We start from the raw sequence: 9742 nt of genomic DNA, 5'->3' as shown, positions 1-9742 counted from the left end.
AGATGTGTATAAGAGACAGCCTACTGACTGGGAATCTGAAATGCGTATTTGTTCGCCCTCGGCGTAGATGACGATGGAAGAGCTCATGTACAACGATATCCTGCTGCCGACGGACGGAAGCAAGGGAAACCAACGAGCAATCGACCATGCCATTGCAATTGCCGATGAAGTCGATGCGACCGTTCACGCACTTCACATCGTCAACACCTCGGAGTACGACGGGTTGAAGCAATCAGCCCTCGACTCGCTCGAAGCAAGCGGGACAGACGCGCTCGAACGTGTCGAAGACGCGGCATCCCCCACCTCCGTCGAGGTCCAAACCTATCTCGAACACGGTAGCCCCTACCGGAAGATCCTCACCACCGTGAACGATGTCGGTGCGGACGCTATCATTATGGGAACGAGCGGTCGCACGGGTCTCGATCGCGTGTTGCTCGGCAGCGTCGCCGAACGCGTCATCCGTGAGGCGACGGTTCCCGTGACGACTGTTCGGACCGTCGACGAACCGATGACGATCGACTCACCCGAAGCGGCGGTCGAACACGCCGCGGACGCGCTTACCGACGCCGGTCACGAGCCTGTCGAAACGACAGACGATCCATACCGCGGAACGAATTCGTGGATCGTCCCGTTCCGTGGTGATGACGGTCGATTCCGCGTGCACATCGATGGGGCAACCGGGACGACTCGAATCGGTCGAAGTGGTCATCGCTAAGCATGAGGCGGGCTAATTGGCCGAGTGGACGCGAGGACTCAACGACGACCGGGACATCAATGTTAAAGCATTTTTCGACGCCGAGGCGAAGAATACGCTCAATAGTAGACAGGAACACCGGTCAGAGAGCCGCCGACGTAGTAACGTTCTATTTCACGAAGACTGGTACCGCACCCTCCTGGGAAATAATTAAACGATGACAGATGGTATGACCGGTATGTTTGAGACGATCCTTCTCCCTACCGATGGGAGTGATGGGGCAAGCGTTGCCGTCGACCACGTTCTCGATATCGCTACTGCACACGATGCGACGGTTCACATCATCAACGTGGCCGACACGACACGAGATAGCGTCGTGCAGATTCGAGGCGATGTCGTCGACGCCCTCGAAGAGAAAGGCGAAGAGATCGTCAGCGACGCCGCCGAGCGCGCCCACGAGCGCGGCGTCTCTACTGTGACGGAGGTCCTCCAAGGGGAGCCATACAGCACGATCCTCGATTATGCCGAGTTGCGCGACGTCGACGTCATCGCTATGCCGACACACGGCCGCGGAGGTCTCTCTCGACTCCTGCTCGGCAGTACCACCGAGCGCGTCGTCAGAACAAGCGACGTCCCCGTACTCACGATTCGACCGGATAGCGACGTCACGACCACCCATCCGTACCGGAACGTGTTGGTCCCGACTGACGGCAGCGACTGTGCGAGGNTACTCACGATTCGACCGGATAGCGACGTCACGACCACCCATCCGTACCGGAACGTGTTGGTCCCGACTGACGGCAGCGACTGTGCGAGGACGGCCCTCGAAACAAGCGTCGATGTGGCGCGTGAAGAAACGGCTGGACTCCACTTGCTGTCGGTCGTCGACGTCACAAGCCTCGGTGCCGATGTCCGCATCCAGATGCAGGTACAGTTCCTCGAAGAGAACGCCACCGAGATCGTCGAGGATGCCACGGAGTACGCAACGGATGCCTCGATCGAACCCGTCTCCGGGTTGGTCGCACTCGGGACGTCGATTCACGGCGAGATCCTCTCGTACATCGACGAGCACGATATCGACCTCATCGTCGTCGGCACGCACGGTCGCACGGGGTTTGATCGATACATGCTAGGAAGTGTTACCGAAAAGCTGGTGCGAACGTCACCGATTCCCGTCCTGACCGTTCGACCGGCCAACACGGAACCGTAACACTCCATCATCCCGGACCTTCAGTTGCTGTGTGGGAGCTGGACGGCGACAGTTCGGTGGTGATTCAAAGGGTGCTGACAGATATGGTCGGTAGAGGTCGACAATGGGAGAACCGGCATATCGTTCAGTGATGAAAAAGTTCGACAGGTGTATCAGGTACACGATTCTCGCCGTCCTCAGTATCGGCATTCGCCAACGGAACTGGGGAGCGGTCGTGAACGCTATCGTCGCAATCGTGGGGACGTATCTTCCCGAAATCGTCGAGAAACGGGCCGATATGGAGTTGTTACCGTGGCAGCAGACGTACGCAAGGATGGCGATGGCCGCCCATTCTGTCGGGATGATCGGCCCGTACGAGGATACGTGGTGGTGGGATCACCTAACACACACCCACTCGGCAACCCTCCTGGCTGGAGCCGTGCACGTACTCAGCCGTCGTCGTGGGAAGGATCCTCGTCTGCGCGTTCTCACCGCGGTCGGCTGTGCTGGCGTACTCTGGGAGATTGTCGAGTACGCTGTTCACAGAACGGCTGCTCGCTTCGATCTCGAACCCATACTCGTACCGTACGGGAAGAGAGATACTGTTCTGGACCTCTGTTTCGACGCGGTCGGAGCTCTTCTGGTCGTCGCGTTCGGCGATAGCCTCTTGGAGAATCTTGTTCCACAGCGTGACCAGCCCACACGGGACGAGCAAGCGCGACGCGGCAGCGACGACAGCTGACACGCCAATTACGGGAGAGCCCTACAATCGAAAGGAAACAGTCAGCACACTCACAATCGTCGGAATAACCTCCAAAAATCGGTTGTCCGTGAGTACGTCGACGAGGAGAATGTCGACCTCGTGGTCATGGGGATATACGGTCGGACCGATCTCGAACCCGCCCTCTTGAGCAGCACACTGAACGGATTGTCCGTACCGTCGACACGACGGTGGTAATGGTTTCGCTTGACACGGACCGAGAATCAAAACCGGCTATGCGCCGGCTCGAATCGCTCGCCACCGACGCCAGTCTTGGAGGGCGTCTTTGCCCGGCATCCATCGACACCGCGCTAATCCGGAGGAATCGAGCAGTCGTCCGTGAACGTCGATCTCACCGTTCCGAATACGAGTGCTGCTGATGCGGGTGCCGTCTTCGGCGATGATGAACGGCAAGGTATGGATTTCGAGCGGTGGCAGGCCCGAATCGTGGCAGTAGCGGTTGAGGTCGTGCGCCCGACGCTGGGCTTTCGCTTCGGACGAGACGACCACCGCATCCCTGTCTTCGCACATCCCGGCAAGGCCCTGCGCGTAGACACGCTGCGTTATCTCGAATTCGTTGCCGTTGCGGTGGCACGTCCACTGCTTGACGCGCGGACACTGGAACGCGAGCTCAAGATAGCAGGTAATCACGTTTCCATGAATGATATCGGCTATTCTTTTTGTGCACTCGGGATGTTTTCTCTCGCATGAGTGGCTTTCGCTGGCTTCAACTGTCCGACGAAGAGTTGGACACTTTTCTCGGAAACGGTGGCACAGGGACGCTTTCCTTTTCAACCAGCAGCGATGAACCACCGTTCTCGCTTCCCGTATCGTATGGATATGACGCCGATATTGTTCATTTCCACTATCGACTTGCGCTCCCGTCGGACAGTACGAAAGAAAAATACATCGACCGTCCAGTTTCCTTCGTAACCCACAGTCATACCAACGATGGATGGCGAAGTGTCATCGCTGTCGGGACGCTTGAAGATCTCACCAAATTGCCGTACGAAGCGGCTGCTCGCCAAGAACGCTGGGCCGTGGATATCCCGTTCGTCGACATTTTTAAAGAACCGCCTGATGACGTGATCTTTCATCAGTTCCGGCTCGTTCCTGACGAACTGACTGGACGGAAGGAAGTCAGCTCACCAGACTAGTTCCGTTGATTATTACTATTTTCATATCTGAACTAAAGGATGATGGCATTACAAATAATGAGGGCGAAACTGTACTATTAACTTAGCTCCGCAGCTTCGACCGGTGGCTGATTGTCAAGCGCTTGGTGACTTCGGTGGTGATTGTAGTAATAGGTGTAGGCAGTCAGCCAAGCGCCGAGCGCTGGCTGACTGCCGTTCCATGTCTCGTGAAACCGGCCGACCCGCATCGTGAACGTCTGAAACAGCTTCTCGACGATGTTGCGGTCGCTGTAGTCGAGGTGACCGCTGAGATCAGTCTTTGCAAGAGCAATCAGATAGCCCATGCCGTCGACGAGAAACTCCGCGTCGGTAGTCATTCAGAGAAGTATTGAAGCTCACCGTAATTTTTACGGTAAATCCACAATCTTAGTCTGGTATGCCGCCAGATGGGCACACGACCGTCACAATCAGCAATAGCTTGGCTACGAAGCTCACTCGGATTATGGCCCGGCATGATCGCTCCAGCTACGCTGAAGCGATCAAGTATGCCACTAATATAACCCTTGTTCAAGAGGACGAAATCACCATACAGGATCTCATTCAGATGCTCGCCGAACGACTTGATGAAGTGGATGAATCCAGTTTACCGTAGAGATTACGGTAATTTTCAGAACTTCCCTGAATCACTAGAGACGCGGAGTTTCTCTTGTAATTCGCGGAGAAACGACGTTGCTGGGTCCGTTCCACAATGTTCAGAAAGTCGTGCGTGGAGCACGACTTTCGAATCGATATCGATCGCTGCGTAGAGCCAGACTTTGCGCTCCTCGGCCAGCTGAACCTGCTTTTCGTCGACCGCAACGCGATCAGGTTCGACGGTGAATGTTTGCTCGTGAGACTCGGCGAACGAGTGACACCAGTTGCGAATAGCGGGGCGGCTGCGGTCGACGCCGAACCAACCTAACATGTCGCGAATTTCGGCGAGTGAGGCGGCTGAAGCATGCAACGCGCACGCCAGCCGGCCTGATCCGGCTCGCGTGCGCTCCCCGTCCAAAAACGGTACAGTGTTGGCGTCCCCATCTGCCAATCGGAGTTCCTCTATCATGACCCTATGAACGGAGGAACTCCACTCACTTCAGCCGGCTAAGTTAACAATGCCTTTAGATGCTATCGGGACGATGACCAACATGAGCCGGCTGACCATCAAGGAGAACGTTTGCAGTGCCATCAAGATCGAACGCACGAAGATCGCCATCGAAAATATAAGTGTCAGTTCCACCCCTGATTGCTCCTGACGCACTCTGTTCGCCATTCATGATGTCGTCTTCGGAGTTGAGACCATCCGCACTCTGGAGGTTCTCACTCACTGTGAAACTGTAGTTGGTCTGTGATCCTTCCCCCTGTATCTGGAGCAAATGATCAGGACGGCGACCAACATGAGCTGGCTGGCCATTGAGAAGAATGTTCGCGGTGCCATCAAGATCGAATGCACGGAGATCCCCCCCAAACGAATAGGTATCCGTTTCATCTTCATCAACGGTACCTGAAGCACTATGGCCGCTATTTGTGATGTCGTCTTCGGAGTCGAGACCATCCACACCCTGAAGATTGCTACTTACTGTGAAATTGTAGCTGGTCTGTCCACTACCACCTTCGATACTCAGTGTATTTGTCGGTTCATCGGATGACTTAGTTACCGCAGCCTCAGCATCGACTAATCCATGACCTTGTTCAGTATCATCAAGGCCAATATCTTCAGCCGTACTGTGGAGACGCTGACGCGCTTCCGTGTTCGAAAGGTTCTCTCCCTCGGGAGACATCAATAGCCCGGCTACGCCACTGACGTGCGGACTCGCCATTGATGTCCCTGACATATGGCCATATCCACCAGGAACAGTCGAGTAAATATCGGAACCAGGTGCGGCGAGTTCGATTTCGGGACCCGCATTCGAGAAGTTTGAAAGAGTGTCATCTTTCGTCGTCGAACTCACAGCAAGTACGCTTGGGTATTTAGCCGGATACGTAACTGATTCACGAGAATCGTTCCCAGCGCCCGCAACAACCAAGACACCCTCGTCGAGGGCATATGCGCATGCATCTCGGAGCATCTGAGAATAACTGGATCCATTGATACTCAGACTCACAACATCATATCCCTGATCAGCTGCCCACTTAATGCCTGCAGCAATCGATGACCCATGGCCCCAATTATCATTATTGAGAACCTTCCCGGCATGAAGTGTCGATGTAGGAGCGATCCCGACAACACCCTCTGTGTTGTCGCTAGCTGCCGCAATCCCTGCACAGTGCGTTCCATGTCCTACGTCGTCGTCCCATGAAGACGTATAATCAACGAACGATTTCCCCACACCAAGATGAGATTGTAGATCCGGATGATCTTGATCAATGCCAGAGTCGAGAATAGCAATATCGGCACCCGGTCCACTGTTTTCGGCAGCGATAGTCTTGTCCGCATCAATTCGGTTAATACCCCACGGGAGAGTTTGATCAGCAGCCTCATACCTCCCATCCCGCTCAACGTAGCGTACGTTGGTATTCGGTCCGAGTGCTTCCAGATCCGATTGCCGATACCGACCCACGACTGCTCCCCCGATGTCGCCGAAATCAACAACCCGATCAACTGAACTGCAACAGGCATTGGCTGCGGTTACACCATCAGAAGAGGTGGTTCCGACAATATATTTGTCGGGAGATTCATCGGTCCCCTGGCGTTTTTGACTGTTTGTATGTTGAGCCTGGATACTTCCAATAACTGGGGTGAGAGCACTCGCCGCTAGCGTCGTTTTGAGGAAATTTCTGCGAGACACACTCGTCTCATCATTGTCGATGCCAATCTCACCTCTCATAGATGAATCAGGCTCTGAGCGTTTCCAGTAAAGATTTTATGACTGCTCTGTAGGATCGCTAGACGGAGCGGCTCTGATGAGGTTATCGTGGTAGAAAGCGAAGAGGCGGATTGTTGTGACATCGGAAATCCGCCTCTTCACCCGAGAATCGGTTGCGAAAGCTAAACAAGTTGTCGCTAACCCCGACGAACCCGCCGACCCCGAACGGGGCGGCGGGTTCGCCGAATGGGCGATGCTCACGCTCTATGCTTTGCGTATCGAGCTCGGGGAATCCTACCGCCAAACCATCGATCTCCTCAGTGAGATGCCGGGCATCCTCGAAGAGATCGGTTTGACACGGTTGCCGCACTACACAGCCCTCCGCGACTGGTTCGAGACCATCTCGATGGCTCGCTGGCGTGCGTTTCTCGGCTGATGCGCCGAGAAACGCACTGGCCATGCTGCGGTCGATGCGACCGGCTTCGACCGCGATCAGCCCAGCCGCCACTACGTTCAGCGAGCGCACTACCGCGTCCGCTCGCTGAAGGTCACGACTCTCGTCGACGTCGAGACGCTCTACGTCACCGACGTTCACTGCACCACCACGAAGAAACACGACGCGAAGATCGGCCCGCAGGTCGCCCGGCGCAACACTGGCGACCTGCTCAGTCTGGCCGCAGACAAAGGCTACGACGCGAAAGCATTCCGGGACGAACTCCGCGAGAACGGAGTTCGTCCACTCATCAAGCATCGGCTGCACAACTCGCCCGATCACACTCACAACGCCTGCATGGACTCAGACAGCTACAATCGCCGCTGGATGGTTGAAACGGCGTTTTCGGCGATCAAGCGCACGCTCGGCTCCGCCGTGCGTGCGCGGAGCTGGCATCTGGAGTTTCGGGAAATGATCCTGAAGTGTGCCGTCTACAACCTTCGTCGAACAGTAAGATATCCGTAGAATCAATCGCTGCATGCCGGTTTCTGCTCAGCGGTGAGCTCAGTGAAAACGCCAAAATTAAGCCGCGTATAGCGATCCTACAGAGCAGTTTGAAAATGGCTATTCACCGCGCACCTCGGCGGTATTCTCACACCGACGATCGACATTAGCGGATGTGTGGCCACCGTATTCAGGTTTGCTCCCCCGGCGTCGACTCGGGGAGGTTCTCGACGAACCGCTTGATGATCTTCTCCTCGGCACGATGGAGCGTTTCGCTGCACGTCGATTTCGCCAGATCTGATTCCGCAGCGAGGTCGGTCAGCGAGCAGCGTCGCGGCGTATCGTAGTAACCCTGATCGATGGCCGCATGGACGAGATCGAGTTGTGTGTCGGTGAGGAGCTGTGTCGGTTCGATGTGGCGGTGGAGTTCGTCGACGGTGAACGGGATCCCGAACTGTTCGAACTGCGTGCCAAGCTCCGAGAGCCGTCGCTGTGGTGCGGTAACTTCCCAGATGGCTTTACCTTCCTCGATGGTGAATGGCATCTCGAGCGAGACGCCCGAATCCTGGATCGGAAACAGCAACAGCGGCGTCGTCGTCTCGAACTGAATCAGCGCCTCGTCGCTCTGCTGGCGGAGGATATCGAATTCGATGACGGCGTCGCTCGCCTCGATATCGGCGAGGATTGAGGAGAGGTTCTCGCTCGTGATCTCGGCGAGGCCAACGCCGGCGTCGTCGCCGGCAAGCGCCGCGAGGATTCGGAATGTCGCTTCAGGGTGTGTACGCGAAATCTCTCCGATCCAGATACCGTCGGGGATCGTGAGCGTGAGATTGGCTCGTGGCATCGTCTCTAGTGGAATGTTTTCGGCCCGGAACCCAATCAATATCCCCGAACATATTCGTCCACAAAGAGGGTATCATAGAACTCTTGTCACACCGTGATGATCGTGCTGCCTGGATTGTCTCCACGCTCGTCGTTGGTGATGGCGACGACAAGCCGCAGACACAGCGCGAGGAAGACCTGCGCTCGTGCATGGACGTGGCCTCGGGCGCGGACGTGCCCGAGGCCGCAGTCTTTGACCGCCTCATGGTTCGTTCAACACCACTCCGCCGGTTGTACGTCTCATCTAGTGTTGATTGCTTAACTGAACGTCCTCGCTGTGTTCGTCGATACGTTCTTCGACCCGGTACTCGATATCGAGCGGATCACCGGTATTTCGTGGATTGTACGGGGCGATTAGCACGACTCCTGCCGTCAGCAGGTAGTCGTGCCAATCGAGCGTGTCGTAGGCGCTGTCACCGATCATCCAGACCGGTTGATCGACGGCGAGCGCGTCACTGGTGACGCGCATCGCCGTCTCTTCAGGCGCTTGTTTGCTTTCGGTGAATTCGGCTGCAATCGGTATCTTCGAGCCGGTTGAGACGATCATACAACCGTAGCCGTAATAGTACTCCTCAGCCGTCGGATCGTAGCATTTTGGTGCATCTTGATCCGCTGACATTGTTCTCACGTCGGTCGAGTCGATAGAGTAGGCCAAGTCGAGCAGGCCGCGGACGGCGGCCTGCTCGACGAGATAGTCGAAGACCTCGTCGGCGACGTGTTCGAGGTCGGTGAGAAACTGATCGACCCCCGTTCGCCCGTGTGTTCCCATGACGATCAGATCGATTTCTTGATTTGACGCGTATTCGAGGATGGCCTCGTGGGGAACGTCAGTCCGGACGGCCTGATTCGCGGAGAGTCCGGCAGCGGAGAATTCAGCACGAGCTTGTTCGGCGGATTTGCTCCGTTCTTCTTGATCCGTTCGTACTGTGGTGCGTTTTCGAGTCTCCGGGAATCCGCGACGCACAGCGCGTGGACGGTCGCCTCGTATTTTGTCGCCAGGTTCCTGGCGTACTCGCTGGCCATCTCGGCACACGCGCTTCCGTCGGTCGGGACGAGGACGTTGTCGAACACTAGTAGATCTGCCGTCGTCCACCGCAATCAATCATTGGAAGCACCGACAGAGGCGAATAATTGATTTCAACATCCTACGATTGCAGGTTCGAACTACAGATCCAATATATTTGCAACATCTGGTGTCGATTATCCACTACCGAGAGGTTTCGGAGAGCCAAAAACAGTTTGCATATTGATAAGAGTTATTCGGGTATAGTGTGTAGTCGACGACGAGAGATGGTCACGAA

Annotated in this window: 6 protein-coding genes and 8 pseudogenes; 6 read left to right on the top strand and 8 right to left on the bottom strand. The window is 55.9% G+C overall.

Annotated features, from left to right (window positions below):
- Positions 1-73 precede the first annotated feature (73 nt).
- From C451_RS04025 to C451_RS24320, 4 genes and pseudogenes are all read left to right on the top strand, one after another.
- Positions 74-715 carry a universal stress protein gene (locus C451_RS04025; RefSeq protein WP_161605837.1) on the top strand — a complete coding sequence of 214 codons (642 nt, stop codon included), beginning with the start codon at positions 74-76 and terminating at the stop codon, positions 713-715.
- A 217-nt stretch (positions 716-932) separates the two neighbouring features.
- Positions 933-1904: a universal stress protein gene (locus C451_RS04020; RefSeq protein ID WP_049912876.1), complete on the top strand. Its 972-nt coding sequence runs from the start codon at positions 933-935 to the stop codon at positions 1902-1904.
- A gap of 103 nt (positions 1905-2007) precedes the next feature.
- Positions 2008-2625 (top strand): hypothetical protein, encoded by a 618-nt coding sequence (locus C451_RS04015; RefSeq protein WP_049912874.1) that lies wholly within the window; start codon positions 2008-2010, stop codon positions 2623-2625.
- 36 nt (positions 2626-2661) lie between these two features.
- Positions 2662-2841: pseudogene (locus C451_RS24320) on the top strand (universal stress protein); the annotation flags it as partial.
- A gap of 120 nt (positions 2842-2961) precedes the next feature.
- Here the strand turns inward: C451_RS24320 and C451_RS24155 are convergent.
- Positions 2962-3165: pseudogene (locus C451_RS24155) on the bottom strand (phosphopantetheine adenylyltransferase); the annotation flags it as partial.
- A gap of 185 nt (positions 3166-3350) precedes the next feature.
- Between C451_RS24155 and C451_RS20835 the strand changes: the two are divergent.
- Positions 3351-3800 (top strand): pyridoxamine 5'-phosphate oxidase family protein, encoded by a 450-nt coding sequence (locus tag C451_RS20835; RefSeq protein ID WP_007737947.1) that lies wholly within the window; start codon positions 3351-3353, stop codon positions 3798-3800.
- Between the two features lie 77 nt (positions 3801-3877).
- On the opposite strand, the pseudogene C451_RS04000 reads toward C451_RS20835, so the two are convergent.
- From C451_RS04000 to C451_RS20830, 3 genes and pseudogenes are all read right to left on the bottom strand, one after another.
- Positions 3878-4150: pseudogene (locus tag C451_RS04000) on the bottom strand (IS6 family transposase); the annotation flags it as partial.
- 332 nt (positions 4151-4482) lie between these two features.
- Positions 4483-4650: pseudogene (locus C451_RS24550) on the bottom strand (IS6 family transposase); the annotation flags it as partial.
- 286 nt (positions 4651-4936) lie between these two features.
- A complete protein-coding gene (locus tag C451_RS20830; RefSeq protein ID WP_080503482.1) occupies positions 4937-6643 on the bottom strand; it encodes a S8 family peptidase in 1707 nt (568 codons plus the stop codon).
- A 115-nt stretch (positions 6644-6758) separates the two neighbouring features.
- Between C451_RS20830 and C451_RS20825 the strand changes: the two are divergent.
- Positions 6759-7580 (top strand): annotated as a pseudogene (locus tag C451_RS20825) (IS5 family transposase).
- Positions 7581-7749: 169 nt separating this feature from the next.
- Here C451_RS20825 and C451_RS03970 read toward each other — a convergent pair.
- The 4 genes and pseudogenes from C451_RS03970 to C451_RS24000 form a co-directional block, all read right to left on the bottom strand.
- A complete protein-coding gene (locus tag C451_RS03970; RefSeq protein ID WP_007737941.1) occupies positions 7750-8403 on the bottom strand; it encodes a helix-turn-helix domain-containing protein in 654 nt (217 codons plus the stop codon).
- Between the two features lie 86 nt (positions 8404-8489).
- A pseudogene (locus C451_RS03965) lies at positions 8490-9195 on the bottom strand (transposase); the annotation flags it as partial.
- A 9-nt stretch (positions 9196-9204) separates the two neighbouring features.
- A pseudogene (locus C451_RS21785) lies at positions 9205-9405 on the bottom strand (universal stress protein); the annotation flags it as partial.
- Positions 9406-9419: 14 nt separating this feature from the next.
- Positions 9420-9464, bottom strand: a pseudogene (locus tag C451_RS24000) (hypothetical protein); the annotation flags it as partial.
- Between the last annotated feature and the right edge of the window lie 278 nt (positions 9465-9742).

The sequence above is a fragment of the Halococcus thailandensis JCM 13552 genome (assembly GCF_000336715.1).
Lineage (GTDB): Archaea > Halobacteriota > Halobacteria > Halobacteriales > Halococcaceae > Halococcus > Halococcus thailandensis.
Note: the sequence above shows the minus strand (reverse complement) of the source record. Positions and strands in the feature narration are given on the sequence as shown.

Bases quoted from the DNA above. Each gene is read 5' to 3' on its own strand.
- C451_RS04025 (WP_161605837.1), top strand. From the start codon at position 74: ATGGAAGAGCTCATGTACAACGATATCCTGCTGCCGACGGACGGAAGC.
- C451_RS04015 (WP_049912874.1), top strand. From the start codon at position 2,008: ATGGGAGAACCGGCATATCGTTCAGTGATGAAAAAGTTCGACAGGTGT.
- C451_RS20835 (WP_007737947.1), top strand. From the start codon at position 3,351: ATGAGTGGCTTTCGCTGGCTTCAACTGTCCGACGAAGAGTTGGACACT.
- C451_RS20830 (WP_080503482.1), bottom strand. From the start codon at position 6,643: ATGAGAGGTGAGATTGGCATCGACAATGATGAGACGAGTGTGTCTCGC.
- C451_RS03970 (WP_007737941.1), bottom strand. From the start codon at position 8,403: ATGCCACGAGCCAATCTCACGCTCACGATCCCCGACGGTATCTGGATC.